Origin of the sequence: Streptomyces sp. 351MFTsu5.1, assembly GCF_000383655.1 — a bacterium.
In the GTDB taxonomy this organism is placed as follows: Bacteria; Actinomycetota; Actinomycetes; order Streptomycetales; family Streptomycetaceae; genus Streptomyces; species Streptomyces griseorubiginosus.
Genome location: NZ_KB911780.1, coordinates 466505 through 491108, shown reverse-complemented (window position 1 = coordinate 491108; position 24604 = coordinate 466505). Strand labels below are relative to the sequence as shown.

Below are 24604 nucleotides of genomic sequence, written 5' to 3'. Positions count from 1 at the left end.
CCTTGGTGTCCACGAATGCCACGAGTGGTCAGCTGGTTATTCCGGCGGCGAGCAGCTCGACGAAGCCGATGTCCTCGTTGGCCACCCCGAAGACCTCGGCGCGCATCATGGTCCGCTCGGCCCAGGCGCGGTGCGGCTTCACTTCGTTCATCTTGTTCGTGTACTGCGACCTCAGCACCCCGCCGCCGCCCCGCTCGGGCCGCAGGATGTCCTGCGCGTCGCTGAACTCCTCGTGGCTGACCACGGACAGCGCGTGCACGGGGAGGACGTGGGAGGGGTGGATGCAGGTCTTGCCGAGCAGGCCGTTGGCCTGGTCGAGGGTGATCTCGCGCAGCAGGCCGTCCATGGCGTGCTCGATGAGGGCCTCGCGCAGCTCCTCGGCCTGGCCCTCCAGGAAGGGGCTGCGGCGCAGCTGCGGCTTGAACATGCGCTCCTGGACCCGGAAGTACTCCCAGACCGGTCCGGTCACGGTGAAGCCGGTGCCGTCGGCTCGGCCCAGCATGTTCACCACGTCGGCGATCACGGAGGCGACGATCTGGACGTCCCAGGCGGTCATGTCGGGGGCGCGGCGCAGGCCGTAGGAGGAGCAGAAGTCGGTGACGCCGAGGCGGAGCGCGAGGACCCGGTCGCGGTACTTGTCGACCGCGCGCGCTATGCCCTCGAGGGTCTCTACGCGCGTCTCCCGGTAGAGCAGCTCCGGCGACTCCAGCACCGGCATGGCGAACAGCCGGCGTCCGCTCGCGGCCTCGGCGACGGAGAGGGCCTCCAGGAAGGGGATGCCGCGTTCCTCGGTGAACTTGGGGAGCACGAATCCGGAGAGCAGGCGGACCGCGGGGCCGAGCCGTCGTACGAGATCGGGGATCTGCTCGGGGTGGCGGACCCGGATGAAGAGCAGCGGCAGGTCCACCGCCCGGTCGGCGAGGTCGGTGAACTGGCGGACGAGGTTCTCCTCGCCCGCGGGGACGTCCTCGTCACCGATGGAGTCCTCCAGGCACAGCACCATCGAGACCACGCCGAGCCCTGCCTGTTTGACGATGTCGTCGGCGAGTCGCGGCCGGGTGGCCGGGCTGTAGAGCGTGGCGCCCAGGGCGGCGGAGAGCAGCCGGGCCGGGGAGTCCGCGGTGAACTCGCAGGGCTGCTGGTGGAAGAGGCGCTGCCGCACCTCAGGGGCGATGTGCCCGAAATGACGCATAGGACTCCCCCGTGGCAGTTGTGCCGCCCGTGAACCGCTCACAGGTGGCCGGTAATAGTACGTAGGTACCCATGTCCCAGGTTCCCACCGGGCATGAATTTCAGGTAACGCAGCTGAGCACGGCTCACTGGACACCGGTACGACATGAACCGCTTTTCCCGCACCCCCGCGTTGTCGTGACCAGGACCGAGAGGGCAGGATGACCGCATGACGCACGCCATGCTGAAGGGGTCGAACGTCCCGCTGGATGCCACCACGGTACGCGCTGTGCTGCGCTGGGCGCCCGGGCAGGGGGTTCCGCCGGTCGACGCCTCCGCGCTGCTCCTCGGCCCCGACGGCCGCGTGCGGTCCGACGAGGACTTCGTCTTCTACAACCAGCCCCGCCACCCCTCCGGCAAGGTCTGGCTGCTCGGCAAGAAGCGTCTCGCCGAGGGCCCCACCGACACGATCCAGACAGACCTCGCCGGTGTCGAGGCCGACATCAGTCAGATTCTCGTGGTCGCTTCGGCGGAGGGCGCCACCTTCGACCAGGTGCGGGATCTGCGCATCCTGCTGTACGACGCCTCGGTCGCCGACGGAGAGCCGCTGGCCTACTTCGACATCAAGCCCGAGACGGGCGCGGAGACGGCCCTCATCTGCGGCGAGCTGTACCGGCGCGGCGAGGGCTGGAAGTTCCGCGCCACCGGCGAGGGCTACGCGGACGGCCTCCAGGGCCTGGCCACGGACTTCGGCATCACGGTGGACGAGTCGGACCCCGAAGAGCCCGGCTCCCCGTCCCTGCCCCCGGAGCAGCCGGCCCAGTCGGCCACCTCGGTCCCGACCCAGCCGGCCTACGGCTACCCCCAGCCGACGACTCCCCCGGCCACGGTCCCGGCCTCGGGCTACGGCTACCCCCAGCCGGTGGCTCCGGTGCCCGTGCAGGCGGGCGAATTCCGTATGCCCCCGCAAGGGCCCCAATTCATCGGGCGGTGAGGCTGGCGCCCCATAGGGGCGCGGGGCTGTATCGATATGCGGCTCCGCCGCGTGGGCGCGACCAGCCACACACAACCGGCAGACGACAGCTCACCGATCCGCCTTCGCCTTGTACCCCCGCCCCCACTGCAACCCCCACCCGTACAACCGGTCCAGCTCCCCCTGGAACCCGTACACGAACTGAACCTCGCGCCGCACCACAAGCTCACCCTTGACGTTCTCGATCATCACCACCGCGCAGGACCGCGCCTGGGGGTGCCGCTCGTCGAGGCCTATCTCGATCCGCGGCCCGTTGCTCGGGTACAGCGTCACGATCGCGTGCGTACGGTCGAACGCCGGCGTCTGGTCGTAGATGTACACGAAGACCAGCAGCCGCTTGATCTGGTCCCGGTGGTCGAGGTTGACGTACATCGTCTCGCCGGACGCCGACCCGAACCGGTCGTCCCCGCTGAGCTTCACGTACGGCGGCGCGTTGACGTCGCCCAGCAGGCCGCCGAGGGGCTGTACGACCCCCTTCGTGCCGTCGGCCAGCTCGTACAGGCATCCCAGGTCGAGGTCGACGTTGACCATGGACTGGCTGTGCCCCATGACCTCCGGGGGCTTGAGCGCCTTGAAGGGGTGCCGCAGCAGCGACTCCCGCTGTGAGCCCCCGATGTCGGAGGTCCGCATCCGCCAGGTCAGGTTGACGCGGAGGTTCCCGGTCGCCGCCCCCTGCTTGGTGAGCGAGACCCGGTTGTGCCGCTTGGTCAGTTCAATCGCGTTGCTGGCCGCGCTGCCCGAGTCGAAGTCGACCTCACGGCCGCCCCGGAGCCCGTCGAAGAAGCCCATTCCCGCCCCCACGCTCACGTTGGAAAACCGGCGTCACTACCTGGAAAACCGGCGGGGCGGCCGGAGGCCGGCCGCCCCGCTCAGAGCGTTCCTCACCAGGAAGGGTGTCACACCCCGGACGAGACCTCAGTCTTCTCGTCCGAGCCCTCGGCTTTTCCCTCGGCGGCCGCCAGCGCGTTGTTGCGGCGCACGGAGGACCAGAAGGACCAGCCGATCAGGACCACGCCGACGAGGCCGGTGATGATCTCGTTGATCTCGTACTGGATGGTGACCATCAGGATCACCGCGAGGGCGCCGATCGCGTAATGGGCGCCGTGCTCCAGGTAGACGTAGTCGTCCAGGGTGCCCTGGCGGACCAGGTACACGGTGAGCGAGCGGACGTACATCGCGCCGATGCCGAGGCCCAGCGCCATCAGGACGATGTCGTTGGTGATGGCGAAGGCGCCGATCACGCCGTCGAAGGAGAAGGAGGCGTCCAGGACCTCCAGGTAGAGGAACATGAAGAACGCGGCCTTGCCGGCCATCGCCACGGCCGACTTGGGCTTGCCCTCGCGCTCGGCGCGCTCCTCCTCCTCGTGCTCGCGTTCCTCGTCCTCTTCGAGCTTGTCCTCGAAGTAGCCGGAGAGACCGCCCACGATCATGTAGGTGATCAGGCCCGCGATGCCGGAGATCAGGACCGTCTGCGCCTTGTCGACGTGCGCGCCGCCGTGCTGGTGGGCGTGGGTGGCGAAGGTGAAGGCGGTGACCAGCAGGACGATCAGGGCGATGCAGACCGACAGCATGTCGACCTTGCCGAGCTTGGCGAGCGGGCGCTCGATCCAGCGCAGCCACTGGATGTCCCGGTCCTCGAAGATGAAGTCCAGGAAGATCATCAGCAGGAACATGCCACCGAACGCGGCGATCGCCGGGTGCGCGTCGGTGACCAGCTCCTGGTAGTGGTCCTTGTTGTTGAGGGCGAGGTCGACCGCCTCGATGGGGCCCATCTTGGCGCTGATCGCGACGATGACGACGGGGAAGACCAGCCGCATGCCGAACACGGCGATCAGGACACCGACGGTGAGGAAGATCTTCTGCCAGAAGGCGTTCATCTTCTTCAGGATTCCGGCGTTGACCACCGCGTTGTCGAACGACAGCGAGATCTCGAGGATGGAGAGGATCGCCACGACGCCGAAGCCTTCCCACCCCCCGTAGAAGACGGCGGCGACCAGGCCGAGCGCGGTGACCGCGAACGACCAGCCGAAGGTTTTGAGAACCACTGGCTACCCAATCCGTACGTGTACGGGGCTCCCCCGTGCCGCACTCGGCTTTACGAACTTTTGAAGCCGAAGTCTAGTCGGGCCTTGTTCGCCGCCCACCCTGCCCCGGCTTTTGCTCATATCGCGTTATGAGACGTTGACCCCGAAGTCCAGGGCGATGCCCCTGAGCCCCGACGCGTACCCCTGCCCCACGGCCCTGAACTTCCACTCCCCCTGGTAGCGGTAGACCTCGCCGAAGATCATCGCGGTCTCGGTGGAGGCGTCCTCGGAGAGGTCGTAGCGGGCGAGTTCCTGGCCGTCGGCCTGGTTGACCACACGGATGAAGGCGTTGCTGACCTGGCCGAAGGTCTGGCCGCGGTTGTCGGCCTCATGGATGGAGACCGGGAAGACGATCTTGTCGACGCCGGCCGGCACCTTGGAGAGGTCGATCAGGATCGACTCGTCGTCGCCCTCGCCCTCACCGGTGAGGTTGTCGCCGGTGTGCTCGACCGAGCCGTCCGGGCTCTTGAGCTGGTTGTAGAAGATGAACCACTCGTCGCCCAGGACCCGCCCGTTGCCGCCGCACATCAGGGCGCTGGCGTCGAGGTCGAAGTCGGCTCCGGTGGTGGAGCGCGCGTCCCAGCCGAGCCCGACCATCACCTGGGTGAGGTTGGGTGCGGCCTTGGACAGGGAGACGTTTCCCCCCTTGGCGAGCGTGACGCCCATGTGCTGTTCCCTCCCCGCGAGAAGTGCTGCTGTGCTGTACCTGCGCGTCCGGCGCCGCACGCAAACGGTGCGACGCCGGACGGGTGACCAGGGGTGGCCCTAGACGTTGACGCCGAAGTCCTGGGCGATGCCGCGCAGGCCCGAGGCGTAGCCCTGGCCGATGGCGCGGAACTTCCACTCGGCGCCGTTGCGGTACAGCTCGCCGAAGACCATGGCCGTCTCCGTGGACGCGTCCTCGGAGAGGTCGTAGCGGGCGATCTCGGTCTCGCCGGCCTGGTTCACGACGCGGATGAACGCGTTGCGCACCTGGCCGAAGGACTGCTGGCGGTTCTCGGCGTCGTAGATCGAGACCGGGAAGACGATCTTGTCGACGTCGGCCGGGACGGCGGCGAGGTTGACCTTGATCTGCTCGTCGTCGCCCTCGCCCTCACCGGTGATGTTGTCACCGGTGTGCTCGACGGAGCCGTCCGCGCTCTTGAGGTTGTTGAAGAAGACGAAGTTGGCGTCGCTGGCGACCTTGCCCGCCGAGTTCAGCAGCAGTGCGCTGGCGTCCAGGTCGAAGTCGGTGCCGGTCGTGGTGCGGACGTCCCACCCCAGACCGACGATGACCGCGGTCAGGCCCGGGGCCTCCTTGGTCAGCGATACGTTGCCGCCCTTGCTGAGGCTGACTCCCACGAGTCCTCCATAGGTTTGCTGGTGTGTGATGCTGCCGGATCAACGATTCGATCCTAGTGAGGGGTTCCCGGCCCACGCAGTCCCTGGAGGCGAACAATCACCGGGTGTCGAACTCTCAGAGGGTGTCGAGCGCCTTCACGTACTCGTTCAGGTCGCGGGCGTCCGGCAGGGCGTTGACGACGGTCCAGCGGACCACGCCCTCCTTGTCGATGACGAAGGTGCCGCGGACCGCACAGCCCTTGTCCTCGGCGAAGACGCCGTAGGCGCGGGAGACCTCGCCGTGCGGCCAGAAGTCGCTGAGCAGCGGGTACTCCAGGCCCTCCTGCTCGGCGAAGACGCGCAGGGTGTGGATGGAGTCGTTGGAGACGGCGAGCAGCTGGGTGTCGCGGTCGGAGAACTGCGGAAGGTTGTCACGCAGCTCGCACAGCTCACCGGTGCACACGCCGGTGAAGGCGAAGGGGTAGAAGAGCAGCACGACGTTCTTGCTGCCGCGGAAGTCGGACAGCTTCACGGTGCGCCCGTGGTTGTCCTTGAGCTCGAAGTCGGGGGCCTTTTCGCCGACCTGGATCGCCATCGCGTGGATGTCCCTTCGGGAGCTGTTCGAGTGACGGAACCACCCTACGCAGCGATCACCGCACGGAAGCGGACGGGCCGGTCATACCGGCCCGTCCGGTCCCACGGGGCTACTTCTTGGACTTGGCCGCCTTGGGCGTCACCAGCCGGCTGCCGCTCCAGTCCTTGCCCACGCTGACGCTCTTGGAGGCGGACAGGCCCGCCGTCGTCGCGGCTTCGGAGATGTCGCTCGGCTCCACGTAGCCGTCCCGGCCGGTCTTCGGCGTCAGCAGCAGGATCGAACCGCCCTCCTCGATGTACGTGGTGGCGTCCACCAGCACATCGGTCAGGTCGCCGTCCTCGTCACGGAACCAGAGCACCACGGCATCGGCGACGTCGTCGTAGTCCTCGTCCACAAGGTCGCTGCCGATTACCTGCTCGATGGCCTCGCGGAGTTCCTGGTCTACGTCGTCGTCGTAGCCGATCTCCTGGACCACCTGCTCGGGCTGGAACCCCAGCCTCACGGCAGGGCTCGTCTCCGCGTGGTCCGCGGTCGCGCTCACGGGGTGCCTCCTGATCTTGGTCTTTGGGTATGTCTCAGCCACGCGCGTGCGCGAAGCAATGGCCGTAGTCCACACGGGCGGGGCGGATCGCGCAAGTACCCGGCGTTTCTGACGGCCGAAACGGTGACGTTCCGGAACGTGTCACCGCAACTCCAGGCACATCGTCGCGGTCACGTCGTGACGCATGCCACACCTTTCTGCCCTCTTTGCGTGTTTGGGAACCATACCCGGGTAAAGGGCCTCGGGTTACCCCGGAGTAGAGATGACGTTTGGCCCCCCGAGGTACACGATGGGGAGCGGTGCAGACATCTAGAAATACGGCCCTCTGACAGGTAAGGAACAGCGTGGCTTCCGGATCCGATCGCAACCCGATCATCATTGGCGGCCTTCCGAGTCAGGTTCCTGACTTCGATCCCGAGGAAACCCAGGAGTGGCTCGACTCCCTCGACGCCGCCGTGGACGAGCGCGGCCGGGAGCGGGCCCGCTATCTGATGCTGCGGCTCATCGAGCGGGCCCGTGAGAAGCGCGTGGCCGTGCCCGAGATGCGCAGCACGGACTACGTGAACACCATCCCGACCAGGGCTGAACCGTTCTTCCCGGGCAACGAGGAGATCGAGCGCAAGATCCTGAACGCCACCCGGTGGAACGCGGCCGTGATGGTCTCACGCGCCCAGCGTCCCGGGATCGGCGTCGGCGGCCACATCGCCACCTTCGCCTCCTCCGCCTCCCTCTACGACGTCGGCTTCAACCACTTCTTCCGCGGCAAGGACGAGGGCGACGGCGGTGACCAGGTCTTCTTCCAGGGCCACGCCTCCCCCGGCATCTACGCCCGCGCCTTCCTCCTGGACCGACTGAGCGAGGCGAACCTCGACGCGTTCCGCCAGGAGAAGTCGAAGGCCCCGCACGGCCTGTCCTCCTACCCGCACCCGCGGCTCATGCCGGACTTCTGGGAGTTCCCGACCGTGTCGATGGGCCTCGGCCCGATCGGCGCGATCTACCAGGCCCGGATGAACCGCTACATGCACGCGCGCGGGATCGCGGACACCAGCAAGTCGCAGGTGTGGGCGTTCCTCGGCGACGGCGAGATGGACGAGCCGGAGTCGCTCGGCCAGCTGACCATCGCCGCCCGCGAGGGCCTGGACAACCTGACCTTCGTCGTCAACTGCAACCTCCAGCGCCTCGACGGCCCGGTGCGCGGCAACGGCAAGGTCATCCAGGAGCTGGAGTCGGTCTTCCGGGGCGCCGGCTGGAACGTCATCAAGCTGATCTGGGACCGCACCTGGGACCCGCTGCTCGCACAGGACCGCGACGGCATCCTGGTCAACCGGATGAACACCACCCCGGACGGCCAGTTCCAGACCTACGCCACCGAGTCGGGCGCCTACATCCGCGAGCACTTCTTCGGCGACGACCAGCGGCTGCGCGCGATGGTCGCGGGCATGTCCGACGACCAGATCCTGCACCTGGGCCGCGGCGGGCACGACCACAAGAAGATCTACGCGGCGTTCAAGGCGGCCGTGGAGCACAAGGGCCAGCCGACGGTCATCCTCGCGAAGACCGTCAAGGGCTGGACCCTGGGCCCCAACTTCGAGGGCCGCAACGCCACGCACCAGATGAAGAAGCTGACGGTCGACGACCTCAAGGGCTTCCGCGACCGGCTGCACCTGCCGATCTCCGACAAGGAGCTGGAGTCGGGCGCGCCGCCCTACTACCACCCGGGCCGGGACTCGGAGGAGATCCAGTACATGCACGACCGCCGACAGGGTCTCGGCGGTTACGTCCCCACGCGCGTGGTGCGCGCGAAGCCGCTCGCGCTGCCGGACGACAAGACGTACGCGACCGTGAAGAAGGGTTCCGGGCACCAGTCGATCGCCACGACGATGGCCTTCGTACGACTGCTCAAGGATCTGATGCGGGACAAGGAGCTCGGGCGTCGCTTCGTCCTGATCGCGCCGGACGAGTACCGCACCTTCGGCATGGACTCGTTCTTCCCGAGTGCGAAGATCTACAACCCGCTCGGCCAGCAGTACGAGTCGGTCGACCGGGAGCTGCTGCTCGCGTACAAGGAGTCGCCGACGGGCCAGATGCTGCACGACGGCATCTCGGAGGCGGGCTGCACGGCCTCGCTGATCGCGGCGGGCTCGGCGTACGCCACCCACGGCGAGCCGCTGATCCCGGTCTACGTCTTCTACTCGATGTTCGGTTTCCAGCGCACCGGTGACCAGTTCTGGCAGATGGCCGACCAGCTGGCGCGCGGTTTCGTCCTGGGCGCGACCGCGGGCCGTACGACGCTGACCGGTGAGGGTCTCCAGCACGCGGACGGCCACTCGCAGCTGCTCGCCTCGACCAACCCGGGCTGTGTGGCGTACGACCCGGCGTTCGGGTTCGAGATCGCGCACATCGTGCAGGACGGCCTGCGGCGGATGTACGGCCCGGACAGCGAGGACGTCTTCTACTACCTCACGGTCTACAACGAGCCCATCCAGCACCCGGCCGAGCCGGAGAACGTGGACGTGGAGGGCATCCTCAAGGGCGTCTACCGCTTCAGCGAGGGTGTGGCGGGGTCGATCCCGGCACAGATCGTCGCGTCCGGTGTGGCGGTGCCGTGGGCGGTCGAGGCGCAGAAGATCCTCGCCGAGGACTGGAACGTCAAGGCCGACGTCTGGTCGGCGACCTCCTGGAACGAGCTGCGGCGCGACGCGGTGGCCTGCGAGGAGCACAACCTGCTGCACCCCGAGGAGGAGCAGCGGGTGCCGTACGTGACGCGCAAGTTCGCCGGCGCGGAGGGTCCGTTCGTGGCCGTGTCCGACTGGATGCGGGCGGTTCCGGACCAGATCGCGCGGTGGGTGCCGGGGACGTACCAGTCGCTGGGCGCGGACGGGTTCGGCTTCGCGGACACCCGCGGGGCGGCACGGCGGTTCTTCCACATCGACGCGCAGTCGATCGTGGTGGGCGTGCTGACGGAGCTGGCGCGGGAGGGCAAGGTGGACCGGTCGGTGCTGAAGCAGGCGATCGACCGGTACCAGTTGCTGGATGTTTCGGCGGCTGACCCGGGTGCGGCGGGGGGCGACGCGTAACCGCTGCGCTCGGCTCGGACGAACGAAGGGCAGGGAAGCTTCGGCTCCCCTGCCCTTCACCGTTTCCCTACGATGCGGGCATGAAGGAACAGTCGGCGCAGGACCGTTGGGAACAGCACACCCAGCGGCCCCTGCTGGCCCTCGCGGTGCTGTTCGCCGTCGCCTATGCCGTGCCGATCGTGGACACCTCGGCGGGGCATTCGCTGACGGCGGCGTGCACGGTGGCCGAGTGGGTGGTGTGGGGGGTCTTCGCGGTCGACTACCTGATGCGGTTGTCGCTGTCGCGGGACCGCCGGGGGTTCGTACGGCAGCACTGGATGGACCTGTGTGCCGTGGTGGTCCCGCTCATACAGCCCCTGCGGCTGCTGCGGCTGGTCTCCACGCTGCTGCTGGTGGGGCGGCGGGCGCGGATGGCCTCGCAGATCAGGGTGACGACGTACGTGGGCGGGGCGGTCGTCGGGCTGCTGATGTTCGGCTCGCTGGCGGTGCTCTCGGTGGAGCGGGACTCACCGAACGGGAACATCCGGACGCTGGGTGACGCGGTGTGGTGGTCCTTCACCACGATGACGACGGTCGGCTACGGCGACCACGCCCCGACGACCGGTCTGGGCCGGATGATCGCGGTCGGGCTGATGCTCTCCGGCATCGCCCTCCTCGGTGTCGTCACCGCGAACATCGCCGCCTGGTTCATCGAACGCTTCGAGAAGGACGACGTGGAGGAACGCGAACAGACGGAGGCGATCAGAGCCCTGACAGAGGAGGTAAGGGCCCTACGGGCCGAGGTGGCGGCCTTGCGCAAGACATCCGTCGGCGGCTGAGAAACTCCGGCCCCGGACGCGGACGGGCCCCCGGTCGTCCCACCGGGGGCCCTTCCCTCACGCGCCCCGGGTCAGAACAGGCCGCTGCCCGGGGTGGCCGCTCCGACGAGCCAGATGATCGCCAGGAGCGTGTCGATGGCGCCCAGTACGAAGGCGACCAAGGCCGGCCACGCACGGCTGCCGCCGCCCGACCAGCTGCGACCCATCGCGAGCCAACCACACACCATGGCGACGGGGCCGAGAATGATGCCCAGCACGAAGAAACCGGCCACCGCGCAGATACGGACCCCTCTGGGGGACACCCCCAGACCCCCGGCGATGATTCCGAGCGTCGCGCGATCCGGCCCGCTCCGTGACCACCGGGAGCCCGGAGCCGCTCAAGCCGCCGGCAGACATGGGTGGGCCCCCGGTCGTCCCACCGGGGGCCCTTCCCTCACGCGCCCCGGGTCAGAACAGGCCGCTGCCCGGGGTGGCCGCTCCGACGAGCCAGATGATCGCCAGGAGCGTGTCGATGGCGCCCAGTACGAAGGCGACCAAGGCCGGCCAGGCACGGCTGCCGCCGCCCGACCAGCTGCGACCCATCGCGAGCCAACCACACACCATGGCGACGGGGCCGAGAATGATGCCCAGTACGAAGAAACCGGCCACCGCGCAGATGACTCCGATGATTCCGAGCGTCGCGCGATCCGGCCCGCTCCGTGACCACGTCCGGCCACGTGATCGGGGGTACCTGCGCGTTCCCTGTCCGAAGCCCGCCATCATCAACTCCCTGACACCCTCGGTTGGTTGGGTTCGTCTTGGGTTCAACGATGCGAGTACCCCGGTTCCGGCCGATAATCCTCCGGCCTTGCGGCGCGCCACCCCCCTCCGGCAGCGCGCCGCAGCGCCGTCCGCCCTCCCCGTCGCACGAGATGTGCCGTGCGGAGGGCTTGACTTACTGTGACCTGCGGCGCGTACCGGGTGCGAGAAATCTTTAGCCCCTTCACCCTGATAGGGGAAGAACGCTGACATCCCGTCAGGCGTGACCTGCGGTTTCTCAGATGTGCCCCACGCCCGCGCCCGCCTCGGCGTTCTCCCCGCGCTTGGTGAGCAGGGCGACGAAGATGGCGAACGCGGCAACACCCGCGGCGACCAGGGACGCGAGGCTCATGCCGGAGATGAAGGTGTCGTGGGCGACACCGGTGATCTTCGCGACGATCTCCGGCGGGGTCCCCTTGGCGACCGGCGGCACACCCACCTGGACCGCCTCCGACGCCTGGTCCAGCTGGGCCGGCGTGAGCGGGGGCAGGCCCGCGTCCTTCCAGTTGCCCGCGAGGTCGCCGTCGACCTTGGAGGCCATCACGGCGCCCAGCACGGCCGTACCGAGGCTGCCGCCGATCTGCATCGCGGCCTGCTGGAGACCGCCGGCCACGCCGGACAGCTCCATGGGCGCGTTGCCGACGATGACCTCCGTGGCGCCGACCATCACCGGCGCGAGGCCGAGGCCCAGCAGGGCGAACCAGAGCGACATGACCGCGCTGCCGGTGTCCGTCTTGAGCGTCGACATGCCGAACATGGCGATCGCGACCGACGCCATGCCGCCGGCCAGCGGGATGCGGGGGCCGAGCTTGGTGATCAGCACCCCCGCGAGTGGGGAGCCGACGATCATCATCCCGGTGAGCGGGAGCAGGTGGAGACCCGCGTCGATCGGGCTCATGCCGTGCACGTTCTGGAGGTAGAAGGTCACGAAGAACAGGCCGCCCATGAACGCGATCGCCATGAGGACCATCAGGACCACGCCCGCCGACAGCGGCACCGAGCGGAACAGCGCGAGCGGGATCAGCGGCTCCCTGACCTTCGTCTCCCAGAGGGCGAAGAGGGCGAAGCCCGCCAGGGAGGCCAGGATGAAGGTCCAGGTCAGTCCGTCGCCCCAGCCCCAGGTCGGGGCCTTGATGAGCGCCCACACCAGGCAGAACATGGCGCCGGACAGCAGGGCTATGCCCAGCAGGTCGAAGGAGCGCGGGGCGTTCTCCGCACGGTGGTCGAGCAGGATCAGCACGCCCAGGACCAGGGCGAGGATGCCGACCGGCACGTTGATGAAGAACACCGACTGCCAGTTGACGTGCTCGACGAGGACACCGCCGAGGATCGGCCCGCCGGCGGTGGAGGCGCCGATGACCATGCCCCAGATGCCGATCGCCATGTTGAGCTTCTCGGCCGGGAAGGTGGCCCGCAGCAGCCCGAGCGCGGCCGGCATCAGCAGCGCCCCGAACAGGCCCTGGAGGACGCGGAAGGTGACGACCGCGGCGATGGAGCCGGACAGCCCGATCGCCCCCGAGGCGGCGGCGAAGCCGACCACGCCGATCAGGAAGGTCTGCCGGTGGCCGAAACGGTCACCGAGCTTGCCCGCGGTGATCAGGGTGACCGCCAGGGCGAGGAAGTAGCCGTTGGTGATCCACTGGACGTCCGCGAAGCTCGCCTTGAGGTCGGCCTGGATGGCCGGGTTGGCGATGGCCACGATGGTGCCGTCGAGGGCCACCATCATGACGCCGACAGCCACGGTCAGGAGGGTGAGCCACGGGTGGCCGCGCAGCCCGGAGGCGGGCACCTGATCCGAGGCGGACGGCGACGCCCCGTCCCCCGGTCCCGTCGTGTCGAGGGTGGTCTGACTAGTCATGTGTTCGAGGCTAGTGACAGCCACTGACAATTGACAAACCAATTCACAAGTCGGTAACTGACACCAATGGAAACCCTGCGCGAACGCAAGAAGCAGCGCACCCGGGAGGCACTGCTCCGGGTCGCCGTCGAACTGTTCATCACCCGCGGCTACGAGGGCACGACCGTCGACGACATCGCCGACGCCGTCGGCGTCTCGCAGCGCACCTTCTTCCGCTACTTCGCCGGCAAGGAGGACGCGGCTCTCGCGCTCGACGAGATGACGGTCGCGCGCTTCGTCGAGGCCGTCCGCGCGCGTCCCGCGCAAGAGCCCCCGCTTCAGGCGCTGCGCCAAGCGGTCCTGGAGGGCTGGGACACCCTGCACGAGGTCGTGGACTCGGTCGTGCCGGTGGAGCGGTTCCTCGCCCTGTACCGGGTGATCGAGTCGACCCCCGTGCTGCTCGCCGCCCATCTGCGGCGCTCGGTGGAGGCCGAGGAGGTCCTCGCGCAGGTGCTCGCCGAACGCGAGGGCCTCGACCCGGGGACCGACCCGCGGCCGCGCCTGACGGTGGCCGCCTTCGGCGGGGTGATGCGGATGACGGAACGCCGCTGGATGACGGACGGCGACTTCAGCCTGGAGGCCATGCGGGAGCTGACGGTCTCCCACCTGGAACTGCTGGGACCGGCCCTGGCGGGCAAGTGGCTCCCCTACACCAAAACGTGATACCCGTCACTCGATTAACCCGAGACCGTCCCGTTCTCCTAGTGTGTCCTTTCAGTGACTTCCTTCGACACCTCCCCGCAACTCAACGTCTGGCGCCTACTGCTCGCGCTGGCCGTGGTGTTCGTGATGCTGGCGACCACCGGGTGGACCGCACTGCACAACCAGCGCGAGACCACCCCGCTCCAGGCCTCCCTCGACTCCTGGACGCACGGCCGACTCCACGGACACCGGCTGCCCGAACCGGACGCCTCTCCCGCGCTGCTCTCCCGGTACTTCGCGAAGCTCAGCTCGCAGGAGCGCGTCCACCTCGCCCAGCGCTACCCGCTCGCGGTCGGCAACATGAACGGCGCCCCGGTCGGACTGCGCTACCAGGCCAACCGCCTCGCGCTGCTCCAGGCCCGTGGCGTCGAGCGTGAGCGCATGCACGACCCCCGGCTCACGCCGTCCGGCCAGCAGGAGGCGGGCGAGCGGATGCACCGCTTCGAGGCGCTGACCGCCCCCGACCGCCACATCCTCGCCTTCGACCCCGACGGCTCCGGCCGGATCGCCGAGGTCTTCGGGGACCTGCGCACGGCGGAGCGGGTCTCGGTCGTCGTGCCGGGCGTCGACACCGACCTGCTCACCTTCCAGCGCACCAGCCGCAGTTGGTCCGCGCCGGTCGGCATGGCCAAGGCCCTGTACCAGGCCGAGCGCGAGGCGAGCCCGGCCACGCGTACGGCGGTGGTCGCCTGGGCGGACTACACCGCCCCCGCCGGACTCGGCATCGAATCGGCCACCGCGATGCGCGCCGAGAGCGGTGCCGTACGGCTGAACGCGCTGGTGCGCGCGCTGCCCGGCGCCACCCCCGTCTCCCTGTTCTGCCACAGCTACGGCTCCGTGGTGTGCGGGGTCGCCGCGCACACGCTGCCCGCCCGGGTGGCCGACATCGCGGTGGCCGGCAGCCCCGGGATGCGAGTCGCCAACGCCTCCCACCTGCGCACCTCCGCGCGGGTGTGGGCGATGCGGGACGCCGACGACTGGATCCAGGACGTGCCGTACCTGGAGGTCGGCGGGCTCGGCCACGGCGCCGACCCGATGTCCTCCGCGTTCGGTGCCCGGGTGCTCTCCGCGCAGGGTGCGGACGGACACGCCGGTTACTTCCAACCCGGAACGGAGAGTCTCGACAACTTCGCCGACATCGGCGTTGGCGCATACCGCTCGGTGCGGTGCGCCCACGAGGACGAAGCCTGCCGCGCCGGTTTGTCCGGCACGGCCACGGCCGGACGCGCGTAGAGACCGCAGGAATCGCGGTCTGCGCGAGGAGGGGACGAAGGAGCTCGTGCCGCATACGATGACCCGCATGGGTGACGTACTGGCCGGATTTCATGCCGCCTGGGAGTTCGAGTCCGACTCCGTGCTCATCCGCTACGAACGGGGGATCCGCACACCGAAGCTCTTCCAGGCGCTGGGCGAACGACGGATCCCCCTGGAGGCGATCTCCGGGGTGACCCTGGCTCCCGGCAAGCGGGGCACGGTGGTGCTGCACGCGGTACCGCGACCGGGGGCGGACCCGCTCATGGAGGCGGCGGCGGGGCAGCTCAAGGAAGGGTGCGATCCGTACCGGCTGGTGCTGCCGGCGGACAAGGAGACGCTCGCCGAGTACTACCGGGACGAACTGCACGCGCTGCTGAAGGAGGACGACGAGGAGGCGGATCGTTTCCTGGTCGCGGCGCCCGAAGTGCCGTTGCAGTTCAAGGCGTACGACGGGAAGGCGTCCTTCGACGGCCGTACCGTCGGCTTCCGGTGGTTCTGGACGGGGGCGTCGTCGGCGAAGTGGAAGGCCGGGGACCAGAGTTTCCCGGTGTCCGAGCTGACGGGTGTCGAGTGGCGGTCACCGGAGGTCTTCGAGGGGCATCTGCGGCTGCTGCGCGGGGAGCCGGGGCCGGTGCAGGCGGACCAGGACCCGGCGGCCGTGGTGTTCGGACTCGGGTACGGGCCCGTGCACGAGTCGTTGCCCTTCGCCGCCGCGGTGCTGGCCGCGGTGAAGCAGCGCGGGGCCACGGCGGCGGTCACGGCCGTGGCCGCGCCGCGCCGGGACCCCGCGGACATCGCCGAGCGGATCCGCCATCTCGGGGAGCTGCACCAGGCCGGGCTGGTCACCGACGAGGAGTTCTCCGTGAAGAAGGCGGAACTGCTCGCGGAGCTCTAGCTCACTCCCGGCCCGCCGACGAGAACCGCATGTCCGCGTACCGGTCGCCCGCCACCTGGCCGGCGATCGGCTCCAGCAGTTCCAGTTCCTCCTTGGTGAGCTCGATGCCGGTCGCCGCCGCGTTCTCCTCGACCCGGGCCGACTTGCGGGTGCCCGGGATCGGGACGACCGGGAGGCCGTGGACCTCGGACTGCTGCTGGACCCAGGCCAGCGCGACCTGGCCGAGGGAGACCCCGTGGGCGTCGGCGACCTGGCGGATCGGCTCCAGCAGGGCCGCGTTCGCCGCGGCGTTGTCGCCCGTGAAGCGGGGCTGCTGCCGGCGGAAGTCGTCGGCGGTGAGGTCCTTGGCGGCGTCGGTGAAGGAGCCGGTGAGGAAGCCGCGGCCGAGCGGGGAGTACGGGACGAGGGTGACGCCGAGTTCACGGGCGGCCGGGACCACCTTGGCCTCGATGTCCCGGCTGAACAGGGACCACTCCGACTGCACGGCGGCGATCGGGTGGACGGCCTGGGCCGCGCGCAGCTCGCCCGCGGTGACCTCGCTCAGGCCCAGGTGCTTGACCTTGCCCTCGCGCACCAGCTCGGCCATCGTGCCGACGGACTCCTCGATCGGCACGTTCACATCGCGCCGGTGCATGTAGTAGAGGTCGATCACGTCGACGTCCAGGCGCTTCAGGCTCGCCTCGACGGCCTGGCGGATGTACGGCGGGTCGTTGCGGATGATCCGCCGGGTCGGGTCGTCCGGGGGTATCGACAGGGCGAACTTGGTGGCGATCACGACCTCGTCGCGGTGGGCCCTGAAGAACGGGGACAGGAACTTCTCGTTCTCTCCCTGACCGTAGGCGTCCGCCGTGTCGTAGAGCGTGATCCCGAGCTCCAGGGCCCGCTCCAGGGTGGCCCGGGACGCCTCCGCGTCGACGGGGCCGTACGCGAAGCTCATGCCCATGCAGCCGAGTCCCTGGGCGCCGACCTCCGGGCCGTTCTCGCCCAGTCGTGCGGTGGGGATCCTGCTGTCGGTCATCCTGCCTTCTCCTTCTCCCAGTCGGCGCTGCCGGCCTCGGCGTAGAAACTGATCTTGTGGTCCAGAACGGCGAGGGTGTCCTGGAGTTCCGCGATCCGGGCCCGCACGTCCCGGCGGGTCGCCTCGAGGAGCTTGAAGCGGTCGCCGAAGGTCTGGTCGCCCTCCCGCACCAGTTCCGCGTACCGGACCATGTCGGCGACCGGCATGCCGGTGAGCCGGAGCTTGCCGACGAAGGCGAGCCAGTCGAGGTCGCGGTTGCTGTAGCGGCGCTGGCCGGTGTGCGAGCGGTCGATGTGCGGCATCAGGCCGATGCGCTCGTACCAGCGCAGGGTGTGCGCGGTCAGGCCGGTGAAGGCGACGACCTCGCTGATCGTGTAGCTGTCCTGGCCGTTGGGGCGCCGGTGCGGGTGCGGCGGGGCGGCACAGCTGTCGGTCCTGGTACTCGTGGTCTCCATCACCGTCATGACCTCAACGCTATGGCCTTGGAGTGCACTCCAAGCAAGCGGTACCGGTAAGAAATCGGCAGGACGACACACGGACTTCATGACTGGCGTGCGGGGCATGAGCGGGAGCGGACGAGGTGGCGGTGCGTGGTGGAGTGCCGGTCCAGTGGGGCTGATCGCGCAGTTCCCCGCGCCCCTGAGTGGGTGCCGTGGACGGAGTCCAGTCGGGCCCAGGGTTCTCACGGGGTCGAAGGGGCAGCGCCCCTGGGGATGGGACGGGTAGGGGCGGCGGGGGCGAGAGAACTCAGTACCGTCCACACCGGCACCGCACCGCCTCCGCGTCCCCGAAGGCCGAGCCGCTCTACATCGACCTCGGGTTCGTCACCAAGCCGGACCCCACGATGATTCTGAAGCTGTGAGCGGCTTAACCTCGACGGCATGTCCTTGCAGAGCCTCGCCCTGATCGAGAACTGGCCGGTTCCCACCTCCGCGGCGGGGGTGGTGCGGGCCGACGGCACGGTCCTCGGCACCCACGGACCGGTGAGCCACCGCTTCCCGCTGGCCTCGGTCACCAAGCCGCTCGCCGCCTACGCCGTCCTCGTCGCGTACGAGGAGGGCGCGATCGAGCTCGACGAGCCGGCCGGGCCGAGCGGGTCGACCGTGCGGCATCTGCTCGCGCACACCTCCGGGCTGGCCTTCGACGAGCACCGGGTCACCGCCCCGCCCGGGGAGCGGCGGCTGTACTCGAACGCCGGGTTCGAGCACCTCGGCGACCATCTCGCCAAGGCGACGGACATCCCGTTCGCGGAGTACCTGCGCCAGGCGGTCCTGGAGCCGCTGGGCATGACGTCGACGTCCCTGGAGGGCTCCCCGGCGAAGGACGGGGTCTCGACGGTCGAGGACCTGCTGAGGTTCGCGGCGGAGGTGCAGGCACCGCGGCTGCTGGACCCGCGCACGGTCGCCGAGGCGATGACGGTCCAGTACCCGGGCACGAAGGGCGTGCTGCCCGGCTACGGCCACCAGAACCCCAACGACTGGGGCCTGGGCTTCGAGATCCGCGACTCCAAGTCCCCGCACTGGACGGGCTCCTCGTCCTCGCCGCGCACCTTCGGGCACTTCGGCCAGTCCGGTACGTTCCTGTGGATCGACCCGGACGCGCGGGCGGCCTGCGTGGCCCTGACGGACCGCGCCTTCGGGCCCTGGGCGGTCGAGGCGTGGCCGCCCTTCACCGACGCGGTGCGCTCCGAGCTCTAGGACATCTCCCACAGCAGCAGTTCGGCCCCGGTCACCGCCACCGCGTCCAGCTCCTTCGCGTCGGTGATCCGGGCCGCGTCACCGGGGCCCAGCTCCTCGCCGTCCAGCCGTACGTCACCGCGCACGACATGGACGTAGACGAACGGCGCGTCCGGCACCGCGGTCCGCTCCCCCGCGGCCAGCCGCCGCACGTGCAGCATCGCGCCAGCCCCCGGGATCGCGTACGGCGTCGAGTCGGCGATCCCCCGGACGATCTCGTACGACGGCTCGCCGCCCGGCTCCAGCGGTGCCAGCCAGGTCTGCACGAAGGTCAGCGGGGTGTCGGCGTCGTTGCGCTCGACGTGCCGCACACCCGCGGCGGCGCTGAGCCGCTGCACGTCACCGGCCCGTACGACCGTCCCGTGCCCGGTGGAGTCCCGGTGCGTGAGCTCCCCCTCGACCACCCAGGTCACGATCTCGGTGTGGCTGTGCGGATGCTCGTCGAACCCGGCACCGGGCAGCAGCCGTTCCTCGTTGCACGCGATCAGCGCGCCGAACCGCAGATTGCCGGGGTCGTAGTGCGGCCCGAACGAGAAGGCGTGCCACGACTCGATCCCGGCCCCGGGATCCCCGCCTGGATAGCGCTCGCCGGCGCGCCGTACGTCCGTCACGGGACCACGGTAGACCCGCGGCCACGTGTCCGAACCATCAAGCACAACCCCGGCGGCGCGCACTGACGTCCGGATAAGGCAGTCTTGTCCACGTGCCCGAACCCGAACTCCGCAAGTCCGATCCCGCCGCGTCCGTCGTCCACGCTCACGCCGCGACCCTGAAGCGGCTGGAGAAGTCGTCCGGGTCGCTGGCCCAGCAGGCCATCGCGCGGATGGACGAGACGCTGCCGTGGTACCGGGCGATGCCCCCGGAGAACCGTTCCTGGATCGGGCTGGTCGCCCAGGCCGGTATCGCGGCCTTCACCGAGTGGTTCCGGCAGCCGGACGCCCCGCAGGCCATCTCCACCGACGTGTTCGGCACCGCTCCGCGGGAGCTGACCCGGGCCATCACGCTGCGGCAGACCGTCGAGATGGTGCGCACCACGATCGAGGTGATGGAGAGCGCGATCGACGAGGTCGCGGCTCCCGGTGACGAGTCCGTGCTGCGTGAGGCCCTGCTGGTCTACGCCCGTGAGATCGCCTTCGCCACCGCCCAGGTCTACGCCCAGGCCGCCGAGGCACGCGGTGCCTGGGACGCCCGCCTGGAGTCGCTGGTGGTCAACGCCGTGCTGAGCGGGGAGGCCGACGAAGGTGCCGTGAGCAGGGCCGCCGCGCTCGGGTGGAACGCGCCCGAGCATGTGTGCGTGGTGCTGGGCACCGCCCCCGACGGGGACTCCGAGCTGACCGTGGAGGCCATCCGGCGGGCAGCCCGGCACGCCAAGCTCCAGGTGCTGACCGGGGTGCTCGGGGCGCGGCTCGTCGTCATCGCGGGCGGCAGCGACAACCCGCTGGCCGTGGCCAAGTCGCTGATCGGGCCGTATGCGGCCGGACCGGTGGTCGCCGGTCCCGTCGTACCGGATCTGCTGGCCGCGACCCGGTCCGCGCAGGCGGCCGCCGCCGGGCTCAAGGCGTGTTCGGCCTGGCAGGACGCCCCGCGCCCGGTGCTGGCGGACGACCTGCTTCCGGAACGCGCGATGGCCGGTGATCCCGGTGCGCGCGAGCAGTTGGTGGAGGAGATCTACAGACCGCTGGAGGAGGCCGGTTCCGCGCTCCTCGAAACGCTGTCCGTCTACCTCGAACAGGCGTCCAGTCTGGAAGGTGCGGCCCGGATGCTTTTCGTGCATCCCAACACCGTGCGCTACCGGCTTCGACGTGTGACTGACGTCACCGGTTGGTCGCCTTCCGATGTACGGTCGGCGTTCACCCTGCGGATCGCGCTCATCCTGGGGCGTCTGGCCGACGGTGATCTCCAGCCCTAGGCTTTTGTCGGGGGCCAACAAAACCCCCACACGTTCTTCGTCCCTGTCCCCACGGGCGGCTTGGGCCGCCCTCAAGAGAGAGTGTGAGAGTGCTCGTACTCGTCGCTCCCGGCCAGGGCGCCCAGACGCCCGGCTTCCTGACCCCCTGGCTCGAACTCCCCGGTGCCGCGGACCGCGTCGCCGCGTGGTCCGACGCCATCGGACTGGACCTCGTCCACTACGGCACACAGGCCGACGCCGACGCCATCCGGGACACCTCGGTGGCCCAGCCGCTGCTGGTCGCGGCCGGGATCCTGTCCGCCTCGGCACTCGGTGCCATCGCCGACATCGCCCCCGGTGCGGTCGCCGGGCACAGCGTCGGTGAGATCACCGCCGCCTCCTTCGCGGGCGTCCTGGACGACACCGCCGCCCTCACCCTCGTACGCAAGCGGGGTCTGGCCATGGCCGACGCCGCCGCTATCACCGAGACCGGCATGTCCGCGCTGCTCGGCGGCGACCCGGAGGTCTCCGTCGCGCACCTGGAGAAGCTGGGCCTGACCCCGGCGAACGTCAACGGCGCCGGGCAGATCGTCGCCGCGGGCACGCTGGAGCAGCTCGCCGCGCTGAACGACGACAAGCCCGAGGGCGTCCGCAAGGTCGTCCCGCTCAAGGTCGCCGGCGCCTTCCACACGCACCACATGGCCCCCGCGGTCGACGCGCTGGCCAAGGCCGCCGCCGACCTGACGCCGGCCGACCCGAAGGTCACGTACGTCTCCAACAAGGACGGCCGGGCCGTCGCCACCGGCGCCGAGGTGCTGGAGCGGCTGGTCGGCCAGGTCGCCAACCCGGTCCGCTGGGACCTGTGCATGGAGACCTTCAAGGAGCTCGGCGCCACCGCGCTCATCGAGGTGTCCCCCGGCGGCACGCTGGTCGGCCTCGCCAAGCGCGCGCTGCCCGGTGTGAAGACGCTGGCGCTCAAGACCCCCGACGACCTCGACGCTGCTCGCGAGCTCATCGCCGAGCACGGTGCCTGAGAAGGAGCACGAGAGCATGTCGAAGATCAAGCCCAGCAAGGGCGCCCCGTACGCGCGCATCCTCGGGGTCGGCGGCTACCGTCCGACCCGGGTCGTGCCGAACGAGGTGATCCTCGAGACGATCGACTCCTCCGACGAGTGGATCCGCTCGCGCTCCGGCATCCAGACCCGGCACTGGGCGAACGACGAGGAGACCGTCGCCGCCATGTCGATCGAGGCGTCCGGCAAGGCGATCGCCGACGCCGGGATCTCCGCCGAGCAGATCGGCGGCGTGATCGTCTCGACCGTCTCGCACTTCAAGCAGACCCCGGCCGTGGCGACCGAGATCGCCGACAAGCTGGGCACGGACAAGGCCGCCGCCTTCGACATCTCGGCGGGCTGCGCGGGCTTCGGCTACGGCCTCACGCTCGCCAAGGGCATGATCGTCGAGGGCAGCGCGGAGTACGTCCTGGTGATCGGCGTCGAGCGGCTGAGCGACCTGACCGACCTGGAGGACCGGGCCACCGCCTTCCTGTTCGGCGACGGCGCCGGCGCGGTCGTCGTGGGTCCCTCCCCGGAGCCGGCCATCGGCCCCACGGTCTGGGGTTCCGAGGGCGACAAGTCCGAGACGATCAAGCAGACCGTGGCGTGGAACGAGTACGACAGCTCCACGGACAAGTTCCCTGCGATCACGCAGGAGGGCCAGGCGGTGTTCCGCTGGGCCGTGTTCGAGATGGCGAAGGTCGCCCAGCAGGCGCTGGACGCGGCCGGGATCAGCCCGGACGACCTGGACGTCTTCATCCCCCACCAGGCCAACGAGCGGATCATCGACTCGATGGTGAAGACACTGAAGCTGCCGGAGCACGTCACGGTCGCGCGTGACGTACGCACCACCGGCAACACCTCGGCCGCCTCGATCCCGCTCGCGATGGAGCGGCTTCTGGCGACCGGCGAGGCGAAGAGCGGCGACACCGCGCTCGTCATCGGATTCGGGGCGGGTCTCGTGTACGCCGCCACTGTCGTTACCCTCCCCTAGGCACTCCGTGCCGGATCGACCGGTCCGGGACGGGAACACTGCCAACCCTCTGGATAAGAAAACGAAGGAGCGCCAACATGGCCGCCACTCAGGAAGAGATCGTCGCCGGTCTCGCCGACATCGTGAACGAGATCGCCGGCATCCCGGTTGAGGACGTCCAGCTGGACAAGTCCTTCACCGACGACCTGGACGTCGACTCGCTGTCCATGGTCGAGGTCGTCGTCGCCGCCGAAGAGCGCTTCGACGTCAAGATCCCGGACGACGACGTCAAGAACCTCAAGACGGTCGGCGACGCGACCGACTACATCCTCAAGCACCAGGCCTGAGCCCCTGCTTGGGCCGGACGCTGACCGGCCCCGCCACCCGGCGGTGGCGCCGCTTAATCCTCGTACCGTTGGAGAAAGATTTCCCGTGAGCCCGACCAATCGCACCGTGGTCGTCACCGGTATCGGCGCAACCACACCGCTGGGTGGCGACGCAGCCTCTACCTGGGAGGGTCTGGTCGCCGGCAAGTCCGGCGTCAAGCCCCTCGAGCAGGAGTGGGCCGCCGACCAGGCGGTCCGTATCGCGGCGCCCGTCGCCGTGGAGCCGACCGAGGTGATCCCGCGGCCGCAGGCCCGGCGCCTCGACCGTTCGGCACAGTTCGCACTGGTCGCCGCCAAGGAGGCGTGGGCCGACGCGGGCTTCGAGGGCAAGGCCGGCGAGGAGGGCTCGGTCGGCGACGTCGACCCGGACCGCCTCGGCGCCGTCATCGCCTCCGGCATCGGCGGTGTGACGACCCTCCTGGACCAGTACGACGTGCTGAAGGAGAAGGGCGTCCGCCGCGTCTCCCCGCACACCGTTCCCATGCTCATGCCGAACGGCCCCTCGGCCAACGTGGGCCTGCTGGTGGGCGCCCGTGCGGGCGTGCACACGCCGGTCTCCGCGTGCGCCTCGGGCGCCGAGGCCATCGGCTACGCCATCGAGATGATCCGCACCGGCCGCGCCGACATCGTCGTCGCCGGTGGCACCGAGGCGGCGATCCACCCGCTGCCCATCGCCGCGTTCGGCAACATGATGGCGATGTCCAAGAACAACGACGACCCGCAGGGCGCCTCGCGTCCCTACGACACCGCCCGGGACGGCTTCGTCCTCGGCGAGGGCGCGGGTGTGGTCGTCCTGGAGTCCGCGGAGCACGCCGCCAGGCGCGGCGCCCGGGTCTACGCCGAGGCGGTCGGTCAGGGCATCTCCGCCGACGCCCACGACATCGTGCAGCCGGAGCCGGAGGGCCGGGGCATCTCGGCCGCGCTCCAGCACCTGCTCGAGAACACCGACCTGAACCCGGCGGAGATCGTGCACGTCAACGCGCACGCCACGTCGACGCCGGCCGGTGACATCGCCGAGCTCAAGGCGCTGCGCAAGGTGTTCGGGGACGACGCCGACCACATGGCGGTCTCGGCGACCAAGTCGATGACCGGTCACCTGCTGGGCGGTGCCGGTGGCATCGAGACGGTCGCGACCGTCCTCGCCCTGTACCACCGGGTGGCCCCGCCGACCATCAACGTCGAGAACCTCGACCCGGAGGCGGAGGCCAACGCCGACGTCGTCCGCGGCGAGGCCCGCAAGCTGCCCGTGGAGGGCCGTATCGCCGCGCTGAACGACTCGTTCGGCTTCGGCGGGCACAACGTGGTGCTGGCGTTCCGCACGGTCTGAGAAACGTCTGTACGCAACGGAAGGGCCCCCACCGGTC

24 protein-coding genes and 1 pseudogene are annotated in these 24604 nt (G+C 69.6%); 12 read left to right on the top strand and 13 right to left on the bottom strand.

The features are described 5' to 3' along the window. Positions 1 to 28: 28 nt before the first annotated feature. A complete protein-coding gene (locus H295_RS0116645) occupies positions 29 to 1192 on the bottom strand; it encodes an HpcH/HpaI aldolase/citrate lyase family protein (RefSeq protein WP_020136464.1) in 1164 nt (387 codons plus the stop codon). Positions 1193 to 1399: 207 nt separating this feature from the next. On the opposite strand from H295_RS0116645, the gene H295_RS0116640 reads away from it, so the two are divergent. Next, entirely contained in the window at positions 1400 to 2164 is a 765-nt protein-coding gene (locus tag H295_RS0116640; protein ID WP_020136463.1) for a TerD family protein, read from the top strand. Between the two features lie 90 nt (positions 2165 to 2254). On the opposite strand, the gene H295_RS0116635 is transcribed toward H295_RS0116640, so the two are convergent. From H295_RS0116635 to H295_RS0116610, 6 genes are all read right to left on the bottom strand, one after another. Further along, a complete protein-coding gene (locus H295_RS0116635) occupies positions 2255 to 2992 on the bottom strand; it encodes a TerD family protein (RefSeq protein WP_020136462.1) in 738 nt (245 codons plus the stop codon). Between the two features lie 107 nt (positions 2993 to 3099). After that, entirely contained in the window at positions 3100 to 4248 is a 1149-nt protein-coding gene (locus H295_RS0116630; RefSeq protein ID WP_020136461.1) for a DUF475 domain-containing protein, read from the bottom strand. Between the two features lie 126 nt (positions 4249 to 4374). Next, entirely contained in the window at positions 4375 to 4953 is a 579-nt protein-coding gene (locus tag H295_RS0116625) for a TerD family protein (protein ID WP_020136460.1), read from the bottom strand. A 99-nt stretch (positions 4954 to 5052) separates the two neighbouring features. Beyond that, entirely contained in the window at positions 5053 to 5628 is a 576-nt protein-coding gene (locus H295_RS0116620; protein WP_020136459.1) for a calcium homeostasis/redox stress adaptation protein, read from the bottom strand. 115 nt (positions 5629 to 5743) lie between these two features. Then, complete coding sequence (locus tag H295_RS0116615) at positions 5744 to 6202, bottom strand: peroxiredoxin (protein ID WP_020136458.1); 459 nt, start codon at positions 6200 to 6202, stop codon at positions 5744 to 5746. Positions 6203 to 6311: 109 nt separating this feature from the next. Next, entirely contained in the window at positions 6312 to 6743 is a 432-nt protein-coding gene (locus H295_RS0116610) for a DUF3052 domain-containing protein (protein WP_020116104.1), read from the bottom strand. Positions 6744 to 7087: 344 nt separating this feature from the next. On the opposite strand from H295_RS0116610, the gene aceE reads away from it, so the two are divergent. Together aceE and H295_RS0116600 are read left to right on the top strand one after the other, a co-directional pair. Further along, complete coding sequence (gene aceE / locus H295_RS0116605) at positions 7088 to 9820, top strand: pyruvate dehydrogenase (acetyl-transferring), homodimeric type (RefSeq protein ID WP_020136457.1); 2733 nt, start codon at positions 7088 to 7090, stop codon at positions 9818 to 9820. Positions 9821 to 9900: 80 nt separating this feature from the next. Next, positions 9901 to 10638 (top strand): potassium channel family protein, encoded by a 738-nt coding sequence (locus tag H295_RS0116600; protein WP_020136456.1) that lies wholly within the window; start codon positions 9901 to 9903, stop codon positions 10636 to 10638. A gap of 71 nt (positions 10639 to 10709) precedes the next feature. On the opposite strand, the pseudogene H295_RS43305 reads toward H295_RS0116600, so the two are convergent. The 3 genes and pseudogenes from H295_RS43305 to H295_RS0116585 form a co-directional block, all read right to left on the bottom strand. Beyond that, positions 10710 to 11006, bottom strand: a pseudogene (locus H295_RS43305) (hypothetical protein); the annotation flags it as partial. 79 nt (positions 11007 to 11085) lie between these two features. After that, positions 11086 to 11400: a hypothetical protein gene (locus H295_RS0116590; protein ID WP_028809432.1), complete on the bottom strand. Its 315-nt coding sequence runs from the start codon at positions 11398 to 11400 to the stop codon at positions 11086 to 11088. 274 nt (positions 11401 to 11674) lie between these two features. Beyond that, entirely contained in the window at positions 11675 to 13294 is a 1620-nt protein-coding gene (locus H295_RS0116585; protein WP_028809431.1) for an MFS transporter, read from the bottom strand. Positions 13295 to 13360: 66 nt separating this feature from the next. Between H295_RS0116585 and H295_RS0116580 the strand changes: the two genes are divergently transcribed. From H295_RS0116580 to H295_RS0116570, 3 genes are read left to right on the top strand one after another with little or no spacing between them, the layout of a single operon-like run. Then, positions 13361 to 13996 (top strand): TetR family transcriptional regulator, encoded by a 636-nt coding sequence (locus H295_RS0116580; protein ID WP_020136453.1) that lies wholly within the window; start codon positions 13361 to 13363, stop codon positions 13994 to 13996. 54 nt (positions 13997 to 14050) lie between these two features. Then, complete coding sequence (locus H295_RS0116575) at positions 14051 to 15268, top strand: alpha/beta hydrolase (protein ID WP_020136452.1); 1218 nt, start codon at positions 14051 to 14053, stop codon at positions 15266 to 15268. Between the two features lie 58 nt (positions 15269 to 15326). Beyond that, entirely contained in the window at positions 15327 to 16184 is an 858-nt protein-coding gene (locus tag H295_RS0116570; RefSeq protein WP_020136451.1) for a DUF4429 domain-containing protein, read from the top strand. A 1-nt stretch (position 16185) separates the two neighbouring features. Here H295_RS0116570 and H295_RS0116565 read toward each other — a convergent pair whose 3' ends face one another. Next, complete coding sequence (locus H295_RS0116565; RefSeq protein WP_020136450.1) at positions 16186 to 17202, bottom strand: aldo/keto reductase; 1017 nt, start codon at positions 17200 to 17202, stop codon at positions 16186 to 16188. Continuing rightward, positions 17199 to 17666 carry a MerR family transcriptional regulator gene (locus tag H295_RS0116560; protein ID WP_020136449.1) on the bottom strand — a complete coding sequence of 156 codons (468 nt, stop codon included), beginning with the start codon at positions 17664 to 17666 and terminating at the stop codon, positions 17199 to 17201. Before H295_RS0116560 ends, H295_RS0116565 begins: the two co-directional genes overlap by 4 nt. Positions 17667 to 18083: 417 nt before the next feature. Between H295_RS0116560 and H295_RS0116555 the strand changes: the two genes are divergently transcribed. After that, positions 18084 to 18899, top strand: a complete 816-nt coding sequence (locus H295_RS0116555; RefSeq protein WP_020136448.1) for a serine hydrolase domain-containing protein — start codon at positions 18084 to 18086, stop codon at positions 18897 to 18899. Here H295_RS0116555 and H295_RS0116550 read toward each other — a convergent pair. Then, positions 18896 to 19549, bottom strand: coding sequence for a pirin family protein (locus tag H295_RS0116550; protein WP_020136447.1), 654 nt, complete (start codon positions 19547 to 19549; stop codon positions 18896 to 18898). The two genes, H295_RS0116555 and H295_RS0116550, sit on opposite strands and share 4 nt — an antisense overlap. Positions 19550 to 19641: 92 nt before the next feature. Here H295_RS0116550 and H295_RS0116545 point away from each other — a divergent pair, with 92 nt between their 5' ends. The 5 genes from H295_RS0116545 (at position 19642) to fabF (ending at position 24567) form a co-directional block, all read left to right on the top strand. Continuing rightward, a complete protein-coding gene (locus H295_RS0116545) occupies positions 19642 to 20847 on the top strand; it encodes a PucR family transcriptional regulator (RefSeq protein ID WP_020136446.1) in 1206 nt (401 codons plus the stop codon). Positions 20848 to 20936: 89 nt separating this feature from the next. Then, positions 20937 to 21860, top strand: a complete 924-nt coding sequence (locus H295_RS0116540) for an ACP S-malonyltransferase (RefSeq protein WP_020136445.1) — start codon at positions 20937 to 20939, stop codon at positions 21858 to 21860. A gap of 16 nt (positions 21861 to 21876) precedes the next feature. After that, the gene (locus H295_RS0116535) at positions 21877 to 22875 is read left to right on the top strand and encodes a ketoacyl-ACP synthase III (RefSeq protein ID WP_020136444.1); all 999 of its coding nucleotides are present in this window, start codon (positions 21877 to 21879) and stop codon (positions 22873 to 22875) included. 77 nt (positions 22876 to 22952) lie between these two features. Further along, entirely contained in the window at positions 22953 to 23201 is a 249-nt protein-coding gene (locus H295_RS0116530) for an acyl carrier protein (RefSeq protein WP_007381745.1), read from the top strand. An 85-nt stretch (positions 23202 to 23286) separates the two neighbouring features. Continuing rightward, positions 23287 to 24567, top strand: coding sequence for a beta-ketoacyl-ACP synthase II (gene fabF, locus H295_RS0116525; RefSeq protein WP_020136443.1), 1281 nt, complete (start codon positions 23287 to 23289; stop codon positions 24565 to 24567). Positions 24568 to 24604: the final 37 nt, after the last annotated feature.

What these genes read in the sequence shown, in the direction of transcription:
- H295_RS0116555 (WP_020136448.1), top strand. Translation starts at nt 18,084, where the DNA reads ATGTCCTTGCAGAGCCTCGCCCTGATCGAGAACTGGCCGGTTCCCACC.
- H295_RS0116570 (WP_020136451.1), top strand. Translation starts at nt 15,327, where the DNA reads ATGACCCGCATGGGTGACGTACTGGCCGGATTTCATGCCGCCTGGGAG.
- H295_RS0116645 (WP_020136464.1), bottom strand. Translation starts at nt 1,192, where the DNA reads ATGCGTCATTTCGGGCACATCGCCCCTGAGGTGCGGCAGCGCCTCTTC.
- H295_RS0116600 (WP_020136456.1), top strand. Translation starts at nt 9,901, where the DNA reads ATGAAGGAACAGTCGGCGCAGGACCGTTGGGAACAGCACACCCAGCGG.
- H295_RS0116635 (WP_020136462.1), bottom strand. Translation starts at nt 2,992, where the DNA reads ATGGGCTTCTTCGACGGGCTCCGGGGCGGCCGTGAGGTCGACTTCGAC.
- H295_RS0116615 (WP_020136458.1), bottom strand. Translation starts at nt 6,202, where the DNA reads ATGGCGATCCAGGTCGGCGAAAAGGCCCCCGACTTCGAGCTCAAGGAC.
- H295_RS0116535 (WP_020136444.1), top strand. Translation starts at nt 21,877, where the DNA reads ATGTCGAAGATCAAGCCCAGCAAGGGCGCCCCGTACGCGCGCATCCTC.
- H295_RS0116580 (WP_020136453.1), top strand. Translation starts at nt 13,361, where the DNA reads ATGGAAACCCTGCGCGAACGCAAGAAGCAGCGCACCCGGGAGGCACTG.
- H295_RS0116640 (WP_020136463.1), top strand. Translation starts at nt 1,400, where the DNA reads ATGACGCACGCCATGCTGAAGGGGTCGAACGTCCCGCTGGATGCCACC.
- H295_RS0116530 (WP_007381745.1), top strand. Translation starts at nt 22,953, where the DNA reads ATGGCCGCCACTCAGGAAGAGATCGTCGCCGGTCTCGCCGACATCGTG.
- H295_RS0116565 (WP_020136450.1), bottom strand. Translation starts at nt 17,202, where the DNA reads ATGACCGACAGCAGGATCCCCACCGCACGACTGGGCGAGAACGGCCCG.
- H295_RS0116585 (WP_028809431.1), bottom strand. Translation starts at nt 13,294, where the DNA reads ATGACTAGTCAGACCACCCTCGACACGACGGGACCGGGGGACGGGGCG.
- H295_RS0116560 (WP_020136449.1), bottom strand. Translation starts at nt 17,666, where the DNA reads ATGACGGTGATGGAGACCACGAGTACCAGGACCGACAGCTGTGCCGCC.
- H295_RS0116625 (WP_020136460.1), bottom strand. Translation starts at nt 4,953, where the DNA reads ATGGGCGTCACGCTCGCCAAGGGGGGAAACGTCTCCCTGTCCAAGGCC.
- H295_RS0116590 (WP_028809432.1), bottom strand. Translation starts at nt 11,400, where the DNA reads ATGATGGCGGGCTTCGGACAGGGAACGCGCAGGTACCCCCGATCACGT.